Here is a 19,415-nt window from a genome sequence, read left to right on the forward strand (position 1 = left end):
TCTGATGGAACGCTAAAAATGTGATTTTTTGTGGAGTTGGGGAATGAGTGAAAAAAAATGGTCTGGACGATTTAATGAACCGGTGAGTGAGCTGGTAAAACAATATACGGCTTCGATAGATTTTGATAAGTCTCTGGCAAAATATGATATTCAAGGTTCTCTGGCTCACGCGCAGATGTTGCAACAAGTGGGTATTCTTAGCTCAGAAGATTTATCCGCTATTCAAGCAGGCATGAACGAAATTTTGCAGGAGATTGCTGAAAACAAGATAAATTGGTCGGTTGATCTTGAAGATGTGCACATGAATGTCGAGCATTTACTGACGCTGAAGATAGGTGATGCGGGTAAGCGATTGCATACCGGACGTAGTCGTAATGATCAGGTTGCTACGGATATTAGGCTGTGGCTACGAGATGCTATTGATTTTATAGTTGATCTTATTAAAGATTTACAGACTGCATTGCTTAATTTGGCTGATGAACATGCTGATGTGGTGATGCCGGGGTTTACTCATATGCAGGTAGCTCAACCCATTAGTTTTGGTCATCATATGTTGGCATATGTAGAAATGTTGGGAAGAGATAGTGAGCGCATGCAGGATTGTCGACATCGTGTCAACCGCATGCCTTTAGGAGCTGCAGCTCTTGCTGGGACGACATTTCCGATTAAGCGAGAAGTTACGGCTAAGTTGTTGGGTTTTGAATCAATTTGTCAAAATTCTCTGGATGCGGTATCAGATCGTGATTTTGCCATTGAGTTTACGGCAGCCTCTTCTATTTTAATGATGCATTTATCGCGCTTAAGTGAAGAATTGATCTACTGGATAAGTCCGCGTTTTGCCTTTATTGATATTGCTGACCGTTTCTGTACCGGCTCAAGCATCATGCCTCAGAAAAAAAATCCCGATGTGCCAGAATTAGTGCGGGGTAAAACTGGACGGATCGTTGGGCATCTTATGGGGTTGATTACTCTAATGAAATCGCAGCCTTTGGCTTATAACAAGGATAATCAAGAAGACAAGGAGCCATTATTTGATACGGTGAAAACGGTAATCGATACCTTACGTATTTATGCTGATATGATGCGTGGTGTGACGGTGAAACCCGAAAATATGCGTGCAGCAGTCATGCAGGGGTTTGCTACCGCAACCGATTTAGCGGATTATCTGGTTAAAAAAGGTTTGCCATTTCGTGACAGTCATGAAGTTGTGGCTAAAGCGGTACGTATGGCTGAAGAGCAAGGTCAAGATTTGTCTGACTTACCATTGGATGTTTTGCAATCTTTTTCTAAATTGATTACAGAAGATGTATATCATGTGTTAACTCCTGAAGGCAGTCTTAATGCGCGTAATCATATTGGTGGAACTGCGCCAGAACAAGTACGGGCACAGGTAGAGCGTTGGCGTAATATATTGCAGCAAATCTAAATTTCAGGTTTGCTTGAATGATACTGAAACGAGTGCTTTCTTTGCGGCAAAACACTTTGAAATATATATGGTTGACCAATCTGTAATAAGGTAATCTGGTGATCACTTAAAACAGGAATAGCTTCATCCAAGTTATTCCTGTTTTTATTGGTTGATCAAATAGCGAAATATTAAGATTAGAATAAATTGTTTGAATTATATCGATATTATTCCATCTCGTATCCTGCTTCCGAAAATACATCCATCATATAACTAGGTGTAAAATCTAAATTGTCGACATTATTCCAATAATAAATTTAGTGCATTATTATCAAACTGACTAGTGTGGTCTAATTTTTGAGCCAATGTACTATCGTGATACCGAAATAATTTATTCGGGTCACCATCATAGAAACCATTTTATTTTTATCGGATATTCATTTAGAAAAGATTATTGCACTTAAGTATTTTGCTTTTTCCAATAAACAAAGTAATACGCATAATAAGGACTTATATTTAATCGCATTATCTATGAATCTACCCCATACTTCTTATGGTAAATGTCCCTATGCACGCTATATTGAAATAGCCTATAAAACAATCTGTTAGATTGCAGTTACGCTATGTATTGCAAGACAGAGTGATAGGTTGATGGTAATGGAAAATGCTTAACCCTAAAATTCAAAAAAGCTAGAAATGAATAAAATATTATTTCTGTTTGCTCTAGGTATGTGTACCTTTTGTCAGGGGCATGGACAAAATAAAACGACTTTAACCAATTGGTAACCGCATTAACAGACACCAAATTGGTAGAAGAATTTGATTTTGATGTTTATGAAAAAAAACATCAAGGATCTGATAAATATATTTTATCTAATGGTAATACAATATTTTTATGGTTTTTTTAAAGATAAAGTAGGCTTTTAAAGAGAAGGATCTATACAACATCCTGCTACGCCTACGCTCTCTTATTAAAGATATAAACTCAAATTGTTAGATAAACTGTATGCATAAAACAAAAATGCCAACTTTTAAAGTTGGTTTTTCGTTTTGTCTCTCATTTTCAATTAGTTATATTGAAACACCTAAGCTCATAAATGATTTACCATTTGTATATCAAAACTGGAACATACTACTTATATATCATAATCATAAGCATTTATTAATAAATGTTTTAGGTGATTAAATCCATTTAAACCATTATTTTTCTCAACTATCTGAGAATTTTCTATTTCTACAATAGCAGATTCAGAATCAGAATGTGCATACACTTCAAATGCTTTATCTGATAAGGCTCCTCTTATTTAATCTAATCTCAAATTAAACATGATAATGCCATCAAATTGAAATTTTGCCAAAAAGTAATCACTAACTACATTTGGTTTTATACTACATAAATCTTTAGAAATAGACAGTACCGCTTCTATTTTTCTAGGATTTATAGTTTCAATTTTTTTTACCTCAATAGCATCTCTACCTATTATTAATCCAAATTCTTGCGTTACAATGTCTTTTAATTTCATATCTTTTTTGTGGTATATGAATATCTTACTTTTATATTGATAAGTGTTATCTGATGAAAAACGTTTATTTTAGTTATTGGTTTTTCGCCTTTTGACTTAGCTTCTGCTAGAGCATGATTAGATGGATTTCCAATCATATTTGAACAAGAATATAAAACAAATTGATATGGAATGCCAGATTAGGAAAAAATTATTATTGGTCACTTTCAAGTCAATATTAACATTAACTTGTTGCAATAAAACACCTTTAGAAAAGTAGCCAAACAAACAAAAACTCTTCCTCAATTGATAACACTCTCTGACTAAACCAATTTTTAAATGGGATAAAGTTTAGTTAATCAGTGCCAGTGATGGAACAAGATAAAAGTCTTGTGAAAAAAGTCGTTAATCGCCTAGATATTAAAAGGTTATGTTATATGTATTTGTGTTTAGAAATTGGGTATCGATGACCACAGTGCTTTCAAACCAATGGTTAGCCTAAGATAATTGATCTTAAATAAAATGAGGCCGAAATGCATAAGGAAGTTAATTAGATAAGGATTAAGCCGCGAATTGTTTTGCACTGTTGCTTGGTATTATGATTTATTTAATTTACAATAACTGGTTTTATGCAACTTTGTGTAATTTGTATCAAATAGATATTTAAAAGTGGGGGTTATATGCGTTTTAGATTTGGTAAAGTGATGATGGTTTTGGCCATTGCAGGCTTGATAACTGCTTGTAATAAAGCGGTAGTTCAACAAGAACCGGATAAGTTGGTAAGGGAAGGATTGCATAAGCTATCGACTCAGGATACTAAATTCAATTTCAGTGGTGAGGCTAAGTTGCAAACTGAGGTACCAACTGAAAATAAAGATAGCCAGGCTCAAGCTTCCAGTGCTAGCGAAGATCTTTCCCCTAGTCTTGTTCCAATGAAACAGTATCAAAATCTTTTAGATTTGATTAGTAAATCATTTAAAGTTAAATATACAGGTGCGGTCGATCTTTCACAGTACAAAATTGAAGTTATTCCTGAATATCATTATGAAGCAAAAAATATTTTATTGTCTTTAAAATTTCCTATTCAGGTGGATTTAAGTAAGTTGGCTGTGTATATTGATTCTGCAGCATTAACTAATTTTTCAGATACTTTTGCGAAGGAAGCGATGCCATCAAAATATGTTGGTGAACGCTATGTTAAAGTAGCGGTACCAGAAGATGATATTAAGCGCCTGCCTTTAAGTGATTTATTTAAAGATTTATCTAAAGCTACGGATGACAGCTATGCTTCATTAGATGCAAAATCTTTTAGTAGTGTTAATGTGGATGATTTTGGAAAAAAAATCAACGCTAAATATCAAGTGAAATTGACCACTAACGCTAAGTTAACTAATAAAATGACGATTGTTGCTTTAGATAGTCTGAGTAAATCTTTACAACAGCAAGGTCAAGAAGCAGCTTCCAAAAACGGGCAGTATCAGCAGCAAGATTATGAGGTATTAAAACAATATGTTGATAAGTTAAATATGGTTTATAAAAATCAATTAAATAATGATGGTAAGCTAAGTCAATATATGGAAAAAATGCCTATCATTTATGACTATTATTTAGATGACAAGGGTCGCATCATTGCAGTGCGTAATAAGATACGGATTTATACTGCATCTAAAGATTTTGAGCGAAATGTTTATGTTATAGCAGAAAGTCAGATTGATTATTCCGCACCTAAATTTACCATGACTCCAACTGATCAAAATACTTTGAATATTACTTCTCAATTAGTAGGCGTATTCTAATTGATAAAGACCCTATTTTTTCTAAACCAACACTTTGATGTGTTGGTTTTTTTTGTTGATGTTTAAGTAACCCGATTCCACCTCTCATCTTTATGAAGTTATCCTTAATTGATGCTATTATTAAAGAATGTCTTTTTTCGGTTAGAATCGCGAATAATAATGAATTTTTAAGTAAATGAGAAATTAAGATGTAATTGAGGGTAGTTGAGGAAATTGAAGAATCCATAAAAATTAGAGAGTTTTTAGATTAATGAAAGGGAATATTTTGAAAATTTTTAAAATGGTCTGGATGATAATCGCATTTTGCCTAGTTGGGTGCACCTCTGTAAGCAATCAATCACCTGATGAAATGGTCAGGCAGGCTGTTCAACGTAATATTTTGCGTGATAACCAATTTAATTTAAGTGGTCAGCTAAATGTGCATATTGAAAATAAAATGGATGCCGAAGAAAGTGAAGTAGAAAAAATTGAAGAATATTCGATAAAATCTGATAGCAAAAATTTGGAATCATTATCCTCTACTGAATTGAAATCAAAAAATGAGAAAAAAGTGAGTAAACACAGCTCTCAAAAAAATCAGCCTACTGAAAATTATGATGATAATGATAATGTATTTACTGAACTATCCAGAGAAGATAAATTTATAGATACTATTAAAGTTTATTTGGATCAATCATCTATATACTTCACAGGGGCTGTTGATCTACCAAATAGAAAAATTGAAATCGTTCCTGAATTGCGTCGACAAGCTCGAAATATGTATTCATCTACTAAATTTCCTCTTCAACTTGATCTGAAGAAAAAACAATTTATCGTAGATGCTGGTCCATACAGACCATTTCTGAATGTTTACTATAAATATAAGGAACTAGATAAAATTTCTGAAAAGCCCTATATAGGTTGGGATTTTTCAGGTATAGATGATGATACATCTTCTGGAAAACTGTTAGCGCGTGCTTTGCCGAAAATTATTGATGATGCTTTAGCTAGTTATGCTAAAGAAGACTTTATCTTAATGGATATGGATGAGAGCGGACGTAAAATCGGTGCACGATATCGTATCAGAGTCAATTCGGATTCTCAGAAAAATAAATTATTCCTTAAAGTTATGCTCAACAGTATCAAGGAGCAGCTGAAGCTAGCTGATGCTAATGACAACGATTCTTCCGATGAATCCAATTCTAAAAAATCTGATGGTTTAAACAAAATAAGTGTACTTTTTGAAGATGATGTAGAAGATGAAGAGGCAAATGTAGAAAATAAACCATTTAACACCTTAGCGCAGAATAAAGATTTTTATTTGGATACTAAAGGTAGAATAATTGGCATAAAGGAATTTAGGAAAATTGAAAGTAAATATATAAAAAATCATATCTTCGTCAATAATGTATGGTTACATTTTGACTATACCTCACAGCCGAATTTTATAATTAAGTCGACACCGTTAAATACTCAGTATATCGATAATATAAAGGATTATTTTTTAGATTATTATTTTTATCGATAATATAAATAATTATTTTTTAGATTATTATTTTTCAGGGCATTAGTAAATGTCTAGTATTAAGCCAGTAACATTACTGGCTTTTTTATCAAGTTTTATCCACGAGGATGGTGCTGATGAACAATTTGCTTTAATCGTTCGTTGGCAACATGGGTATATATTTGAGTGGTACCGATATCTGCATGTCCAAGTAGTAATTGTACGACACGTAAGTCTGCGCCATGGTTGACCAGATGGGTGGCAAAAGCGTGTCTTAACCCATGTGGACTCAAATGGCGTATGCCAGCTTCGCTGGCATATTTACTCACGATCATCCATGCCAGTTGTCGAGTCATGGCTGTTTTTTTCTGACTAACAAAAACCGCATCGCAAGCACGCCCCTTAAGCAAAATCGGTCTAGCCTGTAGGAAATATTGCTGCAGCCAATCTACGGCTTCCTCTCCCAGTGGTACCATGCGTTGTTTGTTTCCTTTGCCAATGGTGCTCAGTAAGCCGTTTTGTAAATCTATTTCGTTTAGATGCAGGTTGACGGCTTCACTAACACGTAAACCAGTGGCATAAATTACCTCTAACAAAGCTTTGTCGCGTAATCCATGTGGAGAATGGATATCTGGAGCAGCCAATAGGGTATTAATTTGCGTTTCAGAAATGATATCTGGTAAATGCCGCCCTTTTTTGGGCATTTGCAGTTGTTCGGTAGGGAGGTCTGGTCGTCTATTATATTCTTGTAACCATTGGAACAGACGTTTACAGGCTGACAAAGCACGTGCTTGTGAGCTGGGTTTTTCTTTTTCAACAAAGATGGAATCGGCCAAGGAAATGGCGTCAACGCTGTACCAGTCTAAATGTTTAAGCTGTAGGCGGTAGGCAATTTTGGTTAAATCGCGGCGGTAACTTTCTAGAGTATTATGGGCTAGCTGTTCGCTTAACCATAAATGCTCCAGTAGGGATTCTATGGGCTCAAGAAGAGATGTGGCAAGTTGTTCAATCACCATGTCGCCCCTTCATGGGTTAACAACCAGCGCTTGATGTTTAATTCAAAATCCTGATTACTCAGACTAAATCCTCCTAATCCGCAAGCAGAAACAACCCGATGACAGGGGATGATAATTGGCAAAGGATTTCTACCACAAGCTTGACCCACTGCACGGGGTGAACTGCCGATTAAGCGCGCGATATCGCCATAACTGATCACTTGTCCGTAGGGTATTGCAGCTATAACCTGCCAGACTTTTTGCTGAAAAGGGGTGCCTGATGTAGACGGAGGGTACGCGAAATTCTGCAGTTCGCCAGCAAAATAGGCATCAAGCTTATCCGCCCACATTCCGGTTAATAAGGGCAAATTAACATTCTGATGCTGCTGCCAGTTAATTTTATGTAATTTTTGCTGAGCATCAATTTGCAAAATTAAAGCGCAACAAGGTGCATGATAAATAAAATTATGCATTGGTATGGCTCAATGCTTCCAGAACTTGTTGAGCATGACCTGCTGCTTTGACTTTACGCCATTCATGCATGATTTGACCTTGCTCATTAAGTATGAAGGTGCTGCGTTCAATACCCATTACTTTTTTTCCATACATATTTTTTTCTTTAATGACATCAAACTGTCGACAGACGGTTTGTTCAATATCTGATAGTAATGTCAGGTTTAATCCAAATTTAATTATAAAGTTTTGATGGCTTTTCTGACTATCACGCGATATACCCACTATGCAATAGCCCAATTGTTGGAATTGAGGTAATAGGGCGCTAAATTCTTGTGCTTCTGTTGTACAGCCGGGAGTACTGTCTTTGGGATAAAAATAGATGATTAATGGTAGATGCTTTGAAGCATCAAATAAGTGACCTTGTTGATCGGGTAAGGTAAATAACATGGATGCAGACATATCTCTATTTCTCTATGATGGGCAATTAATCTTGAATAAATGCAGTTATTAAGGGCGTGTTACCGATTAAGCGACTGCAATGACCATGAATGTTGGAATCAAAAGCAGTATTTTCCGGTAAGGTGTCGGCGGAATAAAAATGATCACCAGGACCAAATCGGCGAGTTGAACCGTCTCTGAGTCCGATTTCCATCATACCTTGTAATACGAATAACCACTGTGGTTTTTCAGTACAATGAAAATCACTTTGAAAACCAACTGGACTGTGACGTAGTTGTAATGCGCTTGCCGGTAACCATGGTGAAAGTTGGCTGCGTTCATTGCCATGGTCTAAATGAATATCTTCTTCTTTAAATCTGGCAAAACCATCTTTATCGGTAAATAGAATTATTTTTTTGAATACAGGCATCATGGTAAGTTAAATATAAAAAGAAACAGTGCAGATTGTAATTTGTCTGCACTGTTGTGAAAAGATCATTAGCCAATTACGCCTAGATTATCATCTTCTGGTGGAATGTGATTTTGTTTAGGTATTAGCCATAATGTGGCTATGATATCTAATAGATAGATTGAAGCCAGTAAACATAAAGCCGCGTAAAATGACCACTCTTTGACACAAAATCCGATCACCAGTGGTCCAAATCCGCCGACACCACGTCCTAAATTAAATAAGACATTTTGTGCGGTAGCACGGACATGTGGTGGAAAGTTATCAGAGATAAGGGCACCATATCCCCCAATCATTCCGTTAACAAAAAGACCCATGATGGCACCACAGATCAGTAATGCAGTCGGATCTTGAAGTTGAGCATATTGGGCAACCATTAAAAAAGCGCCCAATTGATAGACTAAAAATATTTTCCAGCGAGCAAAATGATCAGCGAGATAGCCAAAAAGTAAGATACCAATGATCATGCCCATGACGGTGACAGCAGTCCAGTTGCCAGAGGCGGTGAGGCTGAAACCCAGTTTTTTAGCCAGATAGCTCGGCATCCAAATCATTAAACCGTAGTAACCAAAATTTTGTACAGCACAAAGAATAAATATACCTAGACTGGTTTTGGCAGTTTGTCGATCTTTAACAAGTTGCTTTAAGCGCGTGGTAAAAGATAATTGCGCTTGGGCATGACTTTGTTTGGTAAATTGCGCGGGTTCGCTGGAGTCGTGACGAATGAAATATGATGCTATAGCGGGAAATAAACCAACTAAGAACATACCACGCCAGCCAATGATGTTGAGCAGAAACGGGGTAATATATGCGGCCGCTAAGACGCCTAGTTGCCAGCCTATACCCACGTAAGCGGAGGCGCGATTTCGTTTGGATGCTGGCCAGACTTCAGCGATCATGGCCATGCCAATACCAAATTCACCACCTAATCCCATGCCGGCCAGTGTGCGATAAATCAATAAATCATAATAACCTTGGGCAACGGCGCATAATCCGGTAAACAAGGCGAACATTAGAATGGTCATTGAAAGCATGCGCACGCGACCAAAGCGATCGCTTAGATGACCAAAGATGATGCCACCAATCACTGAACCGATAAGAGTCCAGGTGACCAGAGAACCAGCCTGAGAAGGGTCAAGATTTAAATCAGCACTGATCGCAGTGAGCATGAAGCCTAGAATTAGCAAGTCAAAACCATCCATGGCATAACCGCTAACGGCGGCTACCATGGCTTTGGCTGGGGTCAGTTTTTTTGCAGATGAGCTCATAAATTTATTGCCGTGAATCTAAAATATTAATAATACGTTTGTTGGGTTGGGAGGTGGTGGCTGAATTTGAATTGCCACTTTGGTTAAAGCTGGACAGCACCTCATCGCGATCAAATACGATGTCACCACCGTGTTGTAGCATTTGCCCTTGTTGCAAACCGATAAAATCAAAAAGTTGATGATCAGCTAGATGGGAAGGGACAACATTTTGTAAGGCTGAAAACATGGATTCAATTCGTCCAGGGAATTGTTTATCCCATTGTTGTAACATCTCTTTAATCACTTGTCGTTGCAGATTGGGTTGTGATCCGCACAAATTACAAGGAATGATTGGAAAATCCTGAATTTCGGCATAGCGAATCAGATCTTTTTCTTTAACGTAGGCTAAAGGACGAATGACGATATGTTCACCGTTATCGGAAACCAGTTTGGGTGGCATGGCTTTTAGCTTGCCACCGTAAAACATGTTGAGAAAGAGGGTTTCGACAATGTCATCACGGTGATGACCTAAAGCAATCTTGCTACAGCCATTTTCTTTTGCCACGCGGTATAAAATGCCTCGACGTAGACGGCTGCATAACCCACAGGTGGTTTTTCCTTCATCTATGACGCGTTTGACGACGCTGTAAGTATCTTCTTCGATAATCAGGTAGGGAACATTAAGATGATTAAGGTAATCTGGCAAAATATGACTTGGAAAGCCGGGTTGCTTCTGATCAAGGTTGACGGCCAGAATTTCAAATTCCACCGGGGCAGATTTTTGCAATCTGAGCAGGATGTCTAAAAGAGCATAACTATCTTTCCCACCAGAAAGACAAACCATGATTTTGTCACCATCAGCAATCATCTGATAGTCGTTAATGGCGGCACCAACCTGATGACGAAGTCGCTTGACGAGTTTATTATTTTCATACTCGCGTTTTGAATTAGATGACATAATTCGGAAATTGTTTGAGCAAATTTTTTAATTGTACAATATTTAAAGGTCGACTGAAAAAATTTCAGTCGACCTTTATTTATATTTAGTTGGTTTAGAGATTTTTTTACATTTAATGAGTGGGTTCTTTGTCTAACTCAAATACTTGATGTAAAACTCTGGTTGCCAACTCTAGATATTTTTCAAAAATTAACACGGAGACTTTAATTTCTGAAGTTGAAATCATTTGAATATTGATATTTTCATTGGCTAGCGCTCGAAACATGGTAGACGCAATGCCGACATGTGATCGCATACCCATGCCAACTATGGATACTTTGCACACGGTATCATCACCGCATACTTCACGCGCACCGATTTTTTTCTGTACATCGTGCAGAATATCCAATGTGTGCTGATAATCACTGCGGGGAACAGTAAAAGAAAAATCGGTGGTACCTTCTGAGCCGACATTTTGAATAATCATATCAACTTCGATGTTGGCGTCTGCTACTGCACACAAAATCAATGAGGCCATTCCAGGTGTGTCAGGAACACCACGTACATTGATACGTGCCTGATTTTTATCGAAGGCAATACCCGATACTGCCGCATGTTCCATCATATTTTTATCCTCTTCAAATGTAATCAATGTGCCATTTCCACCTTCTTCCAGGCTGCTAAGGACACGAAGACGCACTTTGTATTTTCCGGCAAATTCAACTGAACGTATTTGTAATACTTTGCTGCCCAAGCTGGCTAATTCCAGCATTTCTTCGAAAGAAATGGTATTCAGTCGCCGCGCTTCAGGGACTACTCGTGGGTCAGTGGTGTAAACGCCGTCTACGTCGGTATAGATTTGGCATTCATCCGCTTTTAATGCTGCTGCCATGGCAACGGCGGAGGTATCTGAGCCACCACGTCCCAGCGTGGTGATATTGTTTTCCGCATCTATACCCTGAAATCCGGCAATAATGACCACTTTACCTGCTTGTAAATCTTGTTGAATTTTATCCTGATCAATGGCATCAATGCGTGCTTTAGTATGGGCATTGTCTGTTTTGATGGCGACTTGCCAGCCGGTATAGCTTTTGGCCGGAATACCAATATTTTGTAATGCCATCGCCAATAAGCCGATAGTGACTTGTTCGCCAGTTGATAAAACAACATCCATTTCACGCGGATCAGGTTGTTCTTGAATTTCGTGTGCTAAGGCGACCAGACGGTTGGTTTCGCCACTCATGGCAGAGACAACTACCACGATATCATCACCATTGGCTTTAGCTTGTGCGACACGTTTAGCCACATTTTTGATGCGTTCAACTGATCCTACTGAGGTCCCGCCGTATTTCTGTACGATTAACGCCATAATACTGCATGCTTTCTAAATAAATTTTGCTGTGAAGGAAGATTAGGCAGCAGCGTGGCCACGGCCTGTTTGAATTTTTGTTAAAAGATTCTTTTTAGCATTTTTAAAATATAAAAACAAGTTACGAGACGATTCTTTTTTTGGCACTGTTTCTATTGATCTGGATAGTCTAAATTCGCGTGCTTTATGCTAATAAATAATTCTTAAAAAAGAATTTTTTTCTCAATAATCTAATAAATTGTTGTTGGGTGATAGGGATTTTCAGATGATTATATCTTTGTTTTTTCGCTATTATTATATTCTTCATCGGTCTTTTTTTTAAATGTAAAATAGCCGAGTTTTGAGAATTAATTCACTCATATTGCTCGATTAGATCTATTTATTTATATGTAATATTAAACTTTACAGTGTTTTTGCAATAATCACGTTTTTTGAGCGCGGTCAAAGATTTCTATTTATTTTTGCTTATTGATATAGGGTATTTTTTCTTTGGATGCTTTCATACCTATAAAGCTGTCACAAAGACTGGATCGGATTTGTTTTGCAAAAGCAAAAGATGCCATTTTGCAATCATCATCTCAGAAGAAATACTAGCGCCAAATTAATTGAGCTTTTGCTCCTGATGCAGTGATAAATAGGATACTAAGGTTAATTTTAAAAGAAAATTATATTCTATAAATCGATATTGAAGATAAAGGGATCTAAGAGGTTGGTTTTAAGGTTGATTGTATATTTAAAGTTTTATGTTAAAATTTAGATAATTTTAATGTAATGAATACTAATGTGGCACTTATGGTTAAATAAATAAAAGAGCTTGCTAATACACTTAACAATTCTTCTGATAAAGTATAAGTACTCCAGGCTGAAACTCGATCTAAAAAAATTTGATAATTATTAAAAAAAACTCCTATTAAAAATATAGCTGTAAAATAAATGGAAATATTCCAGTTTTTTTTCCATGCTTTTTTTAACAAAATTAATATGATGAAGATAAGGCTAATATAAGTAGAAAATGAAATAACATCTTTGTTATATGAACAATTCAAGCAAGATGATGAAATCTGATTTGAGTGTTCTTGCATTGAAAAATAGGTAGAAAAACAGGCTAAAATGTATATGATTAATGAAGAAGTTATTATTTTATAGTATTTCATCTGATTCTTTTCTTGGTTTAAATATTACATTTATATCGTAGCTTCATCGATATTTTTTGCAAAAATTTTGCAGTGTCTTTCAGCTTAGAAAATTGGATTGTGTTGCCAGTTAATTGTAGCATGCTTTAATGTGTTTAGTAGAACTACCTGAAAAAAATCATAAAGTTACATTTTATTAATTCTTTTATAGATTATATTTTTTCATACATTAATTGTATGATTTATGAAATTTTCGCTGTTTTGAAAGATATTTTTTAGTATATGAAAATATATATATAAACCATACATTATGGAACATTAACTAAAAACATAGATAAATTAGGTTTTAAAGTAAGCTATTATGTTAACTATTTTTCTGGAAGTAATCCCTGTAATAAAAGGATATATATTTAAGGCTATTCTTTCTCCAGAGGGTAAATTAGCGTTTTGATAAACAGTTGTTTCATCTATGGAGTTTTGCGCACCTTTGGAATGCTAACCAGTATATTGAAACATTAAATATTGAGTAAATAAAAAATAGACTAGCTATTTTAAATGATGGATAGGTTGTTAATAATGAATATTTTCTCTGGCTGAGCAATGTAGCATGAGAATATAGTGAATCGATGAAATAAATCGATACTCAGCCGATCTAAAATTTTGTTAAAATCATTCTGTGAATCATTCTAATTTAAAAGATAAGAAGCAAATTTATTCAATGATTTATATGATGAAAAATAAGTTTGTTAATGATTTTTTTGGGAAATAAGTTATATAATTTAGGGGTATTGTTCTATGAAATGTTAAGCTTTTTTTAAGATTAAGATAGTCTGGAAGCGGGCGAAGAAACGGAAATGTGAAAATTTAGGAACAGCAAGCTCGTGCTAATAGCAGAAAAATAAATAAAAATTTCTTTTGATTCAATAATATGCAAAATTTTATTTCATGTTTCATGGTTTAGAGGCTGCCTGCATCAGATTCCATTGCTGATTTGTGTATATTGGGATTTGAAATAGGGATGTTTGAGTCATTCGTCTCAATAATTTGGTTGAGACGAATGGAACTCTATGAGTAACCCTAAAATTTTATGTTGAAGGGGTGTGCATTTGTTCGATGGCTTTTTGTTGCTCCTGCATGATTTGAATGATTCCTTGTTGTGCCAGAGCAATTAATTCAGTCAATTGTTGCACTGTAAATGGTGAACCTTCAGCGGTACCTTGGATTTCAATCAGTTTATGTGATGATGACATTACAATGTTGATATCTGCTTCGCAGCCGGAATCTTCCGGATAATCTAAATCGAGTAATAATTGGTTGTTAACTATGCCTACAGAAATGGCTGCAACGGCTTCTCTGATGGGGTTTTCAGTGATTTTACCGCTAATGAGGAGTTTGTTGATGGCCAAACACAGGGCAACATAAGCGCCACTGATGCTGGCTGTTCGTGTTCCGCCGTCAGCTTGGATGACATCACAATCAATCAGGATTTGTCGACTACCCAGTTTCTCCATATCGATAACGGCACGCAAAGAGCGGCCGATTAAGCGCTGAATTTCTTGGGTACGGCCTGATTGTTTTCCTGCTACTGCTTCCCGACGCATACGACTGTTGGCTGAGGCTGGCAGCATGCCATATTCAGCTGTCACCCAACCGCGACCGCTATCTTTTAAAAAAGGGGGGACATTTTCGTCGATGGTGGCAGTACAAATCACTTTGGTATTGCCACAGCTAATGAGAGCTGAGCCATCGGCTTGCGGAAGAAAATGCGGGATAATGTGCAATGGACGCAATTGGTTAGGGGCACGATTTTGGCGCTCAATAGTGATGTTTTTGGGCATAATTTAATTTTTTAGATGATGGTTGGTGAATTAATTATAGTACTGTACAACTGAAGTGCCTAATAATATGCGTTTGCCAGAGGTGGGCTTTTAGTTATACTTGATCCATTAACCAGTTTTTTTGCGGTGAATTTGTTTTAAGGAAAAGAATAATGTTACAAAGTATGACTGGCTATGCTAATGCCTCAGGGCAATTTGGTAGTCGTCAGATTAATCTTGAGCTACGTGCTGTCAATCATCGATATTTGGATATGCAGTTTAAAATTCCAGAAGAATTACGCATGCTGGAAGGTAAGATGCGTGAAATGATCAGTGCTCAGATCATGCGGGGAAAGTTGGAATGCCGTATTCAAATACAGAGGCTAGCGGGAAAAAGTCATGAACAGCTTCCTATTGATGAAAATTTGGTGGCGCAGTTGGTCTCTTTTAATTCGCAGCTGCAGGCACAGTATGCTGATCTGGGCAAGCTGACGGTGGCGGATATTTTGCATTTCCCCGGCGTGCTGATTGCGCAGAATGAAGATAAAGATGAATTAATTTCAGGTGTGTTAGGTTTGCTTAAGCAAGTTCTGGCCGATTTTAGAGCAGCGCGCGAACGTGAGGGAGAAAAATTACAGCATCACTTGTTGGCTCGACTAGACGATATGACGGTAATTGTTGATGAGCTGCAACAAATTTTTCCGCAATTGCTGCAAGAATATATTACTAAGGCGGAAAATCGGTTGCGTGAAGCAGTTGCACAAGTTGATGCTGAAAGGTTAAAACAGGAATTTGTTTTATTCATGCAAAAAGTGGATGTTGATGAAGAATTGAACCGGTTGCAAACCCATATTATTGAGGTGCGCCGTCTAATCAATGAACACCATGGCAGTGTCGGCAAAAGATTGGATTTCCTGATGCAGGAATTGAACCGTGAAGCCAACACCTTGGGAAGTAAAGCGTTCGCAATGGAGTGTACGCAGGCTTCTGTTGGACTAAAAGTACTTATCGAACAGATGCGCGAGCAAGTGCAAAATATTGAATAATGGTTGCGCCTATTTGACATTTTAAATGCCAGTTCAGCTAACCAGCTGTACTGGTTTTTTTTTGGATATGATAAAAGGATGGTATCTAAAGAAATAATTTAATTCTAACTGACGGTATGTGCTTCTCTACGGTATTCATTTTTTGCTTTATAGATCCACTTGTTTTTGGTAATGAATTCGATTAATGAGTCACCACGGTGGATTTTGCGTTTTAGGATTAGTCTTACTGATAGTAGTCGTTAACAGAAATAACCAATTTTATGTTTTCACTGGTGTTTCAGGGAAAATCTTACCAGCTACAGTACTTTTGCTTGTTTTTTATGTTTGGTGATGAGCCGGTGAATAGGTTTTGTTGAAAGGTGTTGTGGTTTTGGCTCGAGATTTATTGAAATTTTGTATAGTCTGATTAACAGCTGTTTCTGGTTATGCTGAAATCATATCTAGGATTAATCTGGTTTATGCAAATCATGCGCAATCAAATATTTTAATGATTAATGGATGAATGCAGAATATTTTTTGGGCTATCGCAGGTCTAATGATTTAGCTAGCCAAACTAGATTTATATATTTTCCTTCAGTTTATAAATTTTTTGGGTAGTATCGATGTGACGAGACATTGTATATTATGGTTATCACATTCCGCTTTGATGTCTGCCAAAATACCGACATCAAAGCGGATTTATTTTCATTAGGTTTAAGGTTGATTTGTTGAACTTAACTAAATGAGTATTTAGAAATCGATATTAATCATACGATTGGCTGCTTCCAAACAGTCTTCTAAGTCAGAAACTAGGGCAATGCGGACATAGCCTGCTCCTGGATTGCCATGTGTGGTATTACGCGCTAAGAAACGTCCAGGTAACACTTTGATAGCTGCTTGTTGCCATAATGATTGGGCAAAGGCTAAATCGTCTCCCTGCGGCGCTGCTAACCATAAATAGAAGGATGCATCAGGTTTCTGCACGATGTATTTTTGCTGTAACAGTGGCAGAACCTTTTCAAATTTCTCCCGATATAGATTACGATTGCTGATGACATGTTGTTCATCATTCCACGCAGCAATGCTGGCATATTGAACCGGAAGGCTCATGGCGCTGCCATGGTATGTTCTATAAAGCAAAAAATCTGCTAATAATTTGCTGTCTCCAGCAATGAATCCCGAACGTAAGCCCGGCGCATTAGAGCGTTTGGAAAGGCTGGTGAACATCACCAATTTTTCATAAGTTCGGTTTAATTTTGTCGCTGCTTCCAACACCCCTAATGGTTTGTTATGGTCATCAAAGTAGATTTCGGAATAGCACTCATCAGATGCAATGATGAATCCGTATTGATCTTGTAAAGCAAAGAGTTCTTGCCAATCTGATAGGTTCATTACTGCGCCACTGGGATTGGCGGGAGAGCAGACAAAAACAAGCTGTACATGAGACCAGGTATCTGCTTGTATCTGATGCCATTGGGGAATGAAACGCGGAGCATTGCAGTTTACATATTCAATCTGTGCGCCCGCCAGTAACGCAGCTCCCTCATAGATTTGATAAAAGGGATTAGGACTGATCACAACGGGTTTGTGCTCACCAGTTGGATTGATTACTGTTTGGGTAAAAGCAAAGAGGGCTTCGCGACTGCCAAGGATTGGCAATATCTCGGTATCGGCATCGACTTGTACACCTTGATATCGACGCGAAAGCCATTGTGCACAAGCCTGACGCATTTGGGCTAAGCCAGCGGTGACGGGATAGACAGATAAGCCATCCAAATGATCTATTAGAGCTTGTTTAAGCACAGTCGGAGTAGGGTGTTTTGGCTCTCCGATGTGAAGGAAAATAGGTTTTAAATTGGCTGGAGGTTCCAAGCCATCCATCAGATTGCGCAGACGGGCAAACGGATAGGGTTGCAGCATTTCAAGTCTGGGATTCATAATCAATCTGCACTAGAATTTTTTTGTCATAATACCATCAATATTTATTATTTTGGATTAGCTTGAAGCCAAACCAAAACGCTTATTGTACCGTGTTCATGGTTCTGTGGCAGAAATAATTACGAGTTAGTGGTTAAAAATTAGGTCATTTTTTAAATCGATTGCATTTCTCCGGTCAGAAGATAGGCAATGGTTTCTTTCACACTGCGAATCGCATGACCAAAAGGCAATGGATCTTTGCCACGAAAAAATAAACCTTTATCGGTTTCACCACGCCATGCCGCAGCCAGTTTTAGATCAATACAAAATTGTCCTACTTTATCAAGCCCATCACGTAACCCGCAAACCGAGAGGCAATTGATACCTTGAGTACAACGGCGTTGATCTGCTTTGGCATTTTTCTGTAGTATGGATTCACGCTTCAGGTAACTATCTAAAAATTTATTTTTTACGCCACGCGCAGGTAAACCAGCTACTGACATGAATTCGACTATTTGTTCACCCTCGGCGCCGGCGAGCATTTTTTTAAAGTTCAGATGAGCATCACCTTCTTCGGTAACGGCAAATGCTGTGCCAATCTGCACTGCTGAGGCACCCCATTGTTTTAAGGCAACGGTTATTTTTTGGAAGTTAGCCATGCCTCCAGCGATGATTAAAGGAATTTTTTCCTGCTCTAAGCCCAATTTTTTGAATAATTCGAAGGTTTCTTCGAGGACGCGTTTAAATTCAAAACGCTCATCAGTGACTCCTGCCACGGTAGCGGCACCAAGGTGCCCAGCGGCGTGGGCAGGATGTTCGATTACGATTGCGTCTGGCAATCGATTTTTTTTCATCCAGCGTTTCAACACGATGCCAATGCCTCTGGATTCTGAAAGTATTGGTAATAATGCAACATCTGGAAAGTCTGCCGTCATATCCGGTAGATCTAACGGCAAACCTGCTCCCATAACGATGGCATGGGCACCTGATTCGCAGGATTGTTGTACTAAGGCATGATGATCTTTAACCGCTTTCATCACGTTTACGGCAATCATGCCTTTTCCCAGCGATTGCGCTAGAGCTGATTTAATTTCACGATCAAGGGCAATGCGGTTTAATTTATCGTATTTTTCTTCGGTTGGATGTTGTTTAGATTGTTCAAGAAGATCAGGATGTAAATGGCGTAAATCCACGCTGGCAATGGTACCGACGCCGTTTTCACGCGCCACCGCACTGGCCAGTTTTGAGGCAGACACGCCTACGCCCATACCACCCTGTACAATCGGTATTAAATGTTGGCCTCGAATGATGAGTGGTGAAAATTGCTGCATGTTGCGTCCTGTTTCTTGATGTAGATCTATAAGTTTTAGCTATTTGAAAAAATAAAATTTTCTTAGCTTTTGTTACGATAATTTAGAATTAAATA

15 protein-coding genes are annotated in these 19,415 nt (G+C 37.5%); 4 read left to right on the forward strand and 11 right to left on the reverse strand.

Annotated features, from left to right (window positions below; translation table 11 throughout):
* Positions 1–43 precede the first annotated feature (43 nt).
* A complete protein-coding gene (gene argH / locus J3U68_RS04620) occupies positions 44–1,426 on the forward strand; it encodes an argininosuccinate lyase (protein ID WP_267375151.1) in 1,383 nt (460 codons plus the stop codon).
* A gap of 1,283 nt (positions 1,427–2,709) precedes the next feature.
* Here the strand turns inward: argH and J3U68_RS04625 are convergent.
* The gene (locus J3U68_RS04625) at positions 2,710–2,928 is read right to left on the reverse strand and encodes a hypothetical protein (RefSeq protein WP_267375152.1); all 219 of its coding nucleotides are present in this window, start codon (positions 2,926–2,928) and stop codon (positions 2,710–2,712) included.
* Between the two features lie 659 nt (positions 2,929–3,587).
* On the opposite strand from J3U68_RS04625, the gene J3U68_RS04630 reads away from it, so the two are divergent.
* Both J3U68_RS04630 and J3U68_RS04635 read left to right on the forward strand, forming a co-directional pair.
* Positions 3,588–4,703 (forward strand): hypothetical protein, encoded by a 1,116-nt coding sequence (locus J3U68_RS04630; RefSeq protein ID WP_267375154.1) that lies wholly within the window; start codon positions 3,588–3,590, stop codon positions 4,701–4,703.
* Positions 4,704–4,968: 265 nt separating this feature from the next.
* The gene (locus tag J3U68_RS04635; RefSeq protein WP_267375156.1) at positions 4,969–6,210 is read left to right on the forward strand and encodes a hypothetical protein; all 1,242 of its coding nucleotides are present in this window, start codon (positions 4,969–4,971) and stop codon (positions 6,208–6,210) included.
* A 92-nt stretch (positions 6,211–6,302) separates the two neighbouring features.
* Here the strand turns inward: J3U68_RS04635 and xerD are convergent, their stop codons facing one another.
* The 8 genes from xerD to rph all read right to left on the reverse strand — a co-directional run bounded on the left by xerD (position 6,303) and on the right by rph (position 15,068).
* Positions 6,303–7,202 carry a site-specific tyrosine recombinase XerD gene (gene xerD / locus J3U68_RS04640; protein WP_267375158.1) on the reverse strand — a complete coding sequence of 300 codons (900 nt, stop codon included), beginning with the start codon at positions 7,200–7,202 and terminating at the stop codon, positions 6,303–6,305.
* A complete protein-coding gene (locus tag J3U68_RS04645; RefSeq protein WP_323811425.1) occupies positions 7,196–7,654 on the reverse strand; it encodes a methylated-DNA--[protein]-cysteine S-methyltransferase in 459 nt (152 codons plus the stop codon). Before J3U68_RS04645 ends, xerD begins: the two co-directional genes overlap by 7 nt.
* Positions 7,647–8,096: a peroxiredoxin gene (locus J3U68_RS04650; protein ID WP_267375160.1), complete on the reverse strand. Its 450-nt coding sequence runs from the start codon at positions 8,094–8,096 to the stop codon at positions 7,647–7,649. The genes J3U68_RS04645 and J3U68_RS04650 overlap by 8 nt, the downstream gene beginning before the upstream one ends.
* 25 nt (positions 8,097–8,121) lie before the next feature.
* Positions 8,122–8,508: a hypothetical protein gene (locus J3U68_RS04655; protein WP_267375161.1), complete on the reverse strand. Its 387-nt coding sequence runs from the start codon at positions 8,506–8,508 to the stop codon at positions 8,122–8,124.
* 65 nt (positions 8,509–8,573) lie between these two features.
* Positions 8,574–9,812, reverse strand: coding sequence for an MFS transporter (locus tag J3U68_RS04660; RefSeq protein ID WP_267375163.1), 1,239 nt, complete (start codon positions 9,810–9,812; stop codon positions 8,574–8,576).
* 4 nt (positions 9,813–9,816) lie between these two features.
* Positions 9,817–10,749 carry a tRNA 2-thiocytidine(32) synthetase TtcA gene (gene ttcA, locus J3U68_RS04665; protein ID WP_267375165.1) on the reverse strand — a complete coding sequence of 311 codons (933 nt, stop codon included), beginning with the start codon at positions 10,747–10,749 and terminating at the stop codon, positions 9,817–9,819.
* Positions 10,750–10,861: 112 nt separating this feature from the next.
* Entirely contained in the window at positions 10,862–12,097 is a 1,236-nt protein-coding gene (locus J3U68_RS04670; RefSeq protein WP_267375167.1) for an aspartate kinase, read from the reverse strand.
* 2,218 nt (positions 12,098–14,315) lie between these two features.
* Complete coding sequence (rph, locus tag J3U68_RS04675; protein ID WP_267375168.1) at positions 14,316–15,068, reverse strand: ribonuclease PH; 753 nt, start codon at positions 15,066–15,068, stop codon at positions 14,316–14,318.
* A gap of 152 nt (positions 15,069–15,220) precedes the next feature.
* Between rph and J3U68_RS04680 the strand changes: the two genes are divergently transcribed.
* On the forward strand, positions 15,221–16,093 hold the full coding sequence (locus tag J3U68_RS04680; protein ID WP_267375169.1) for a YicC/YloC family endoribonuclease: 873 nt from the start codon (positions 15,221–15,223) through the stop codon (positions 16,091–16,093).
* Positions 16,094–16,822: 729 nt separating this feature from the next.
* On the opposite strand, the gene dapC is transcribed toward J3U68_RS04680, so the two are convergent.
* Both dapC and J3U68_RS04690 read right to left on the reverse strand, forming a co-directional pair.
* Positions 16,823–18,010, reverse strand: a complete 1,188-nt coding sequence (gene dapC / locus J3U68_RS04685) for a succinyldiaminopimelate transaminase (protein WP_267375170.1) — start codon at positions 18,008–18,010, stop codon at positions 16,823–16,825.
* Positions 18,011–18,162: 152 nt separating this feature from the next.
* Complete coding sequence (locus J3U68_RS04690) at positions 18,163–19,320, reverse strand: NAD(P)H-dependent flavin oxidoreductase (protein ID WP_267375171.1); 1,158 nt, start codon at positions 19,318–19,320, stop codon at positions 18,163–18,165.
* Positions 19,321–19,415: the final 95 nt, after the last annotated feature.

Source organism: Snodgrassella sp. B3882 (assembly GCF_026535915.1).
Classification (GTDB): Bacteria; Pseudomonadota; Gammaproteobacteria; order Burkholderiales; family Neisseriaceae; genus Snodgrassella.

What these genes read in the sequence shown, in the direction of transcription:
- argH (WP_267375151.1), top strand. Translation starts at nt 44, where the DNA reads ATGAGTGAAAAAAAATGGTCTGGACGATTTAATGAACCGGTGAGTGAG.
- J3U68_RS04625 (WP_267375152.1), bottom strand. Translation starts at nt 2,928, where the DNA reads ATGAAATTAAAAGACATTGTAACGCAAGAATTTGGATTAATAATAGGT.
- J3U68_RS04630 (WP_267375154.1), top strand. Translation starts at nt 3,588, where the DNA reads ATGCGTTTTAGATTTGGTAAAGTGATGATGGTTTTGGCCATTGCAGGC.
- xerD (WP_267375158.1), bottom strand. Translation starts at nt 7,202, where the DNA reads ATGGTGATTGAACAACTTGCCACATCTCTTCTTGAGCCCATAGAATCC.
- J3U68_RS04645 (WP_323811425.1), bottom strand. Translation starts at nt 7,654, where the DNA reads ATGCATAATTTTATTTATCATGCACCTTGTTGCGCTTTAATTTTGCAA.
- J3U68_RS04650 (WP_267375160.1), bottom strand. Translation starts at nt 8,096, where the DNA reads ATGTCTGCATCCATGTTATTTACCTTACCCGATCAACAAGGTCACTTA.
- J3U68_RS04655 (WP_267375161.1), bottom strand. Translation starts at nt 8,508, where the DNA reads ATGATGCCTGTATTCAAAAAAATAATTCTATTTACCGATAAAGATGGT.
- J3U68_RS04660 (WP_267375163.1), bottom strand. Translation starts at nt 9,812, where the DNA reads ATGAGCTCATCTGCAAAAAAACTGACCCCAGCCAAAGCCATGGTAGCC.
- ttcA (WP_267375165.1), bottom strand. Translation starts at nt 10,749, where the DNA reads ATGTCATCTAATTCAAAACGCGAGTATGAAAATAATAAACTCGTCAAG.
- J3U68_RS04670 (WP_267375167.1), bottom strand. Translation starts at nt 12,097, where the DNA reads ATGGCGTTAATCGTACAGAAATACGGCGGGACCTCAGTAGGATCAGTT.
- rph (WP_267375168.1), bottom strand. Translation starts at nt 15,068, where the DNA reads ATGCCCAAAAACATCACTATTGAGCGCCAAAATCGTGCCCCTAACCAA.
- J3U68_RS04680 (WP_267375169.1), top strand. Translation starts at nt 15,221, where the DNA reads ATGTTACAAAGTATGACTGGCTATGCTAATGCCTCAGGGCAATTTGGT.
- dapC (WP_267375170.1), bottom strand. Translation starts at nt 18,010, where the DNA reads ATGAATCCCAGACTTGAAATGCTGCAACCCTATCCGTTTGCCCGTCTG.
- J3U68_RS04690 (WP_267375171.1), bottom strand. Translation starts at nt 19,320, where the DNA reads ATGCAGCAATTTTCACCACTCATCATTCGAGGCCAACATTTAATACCG.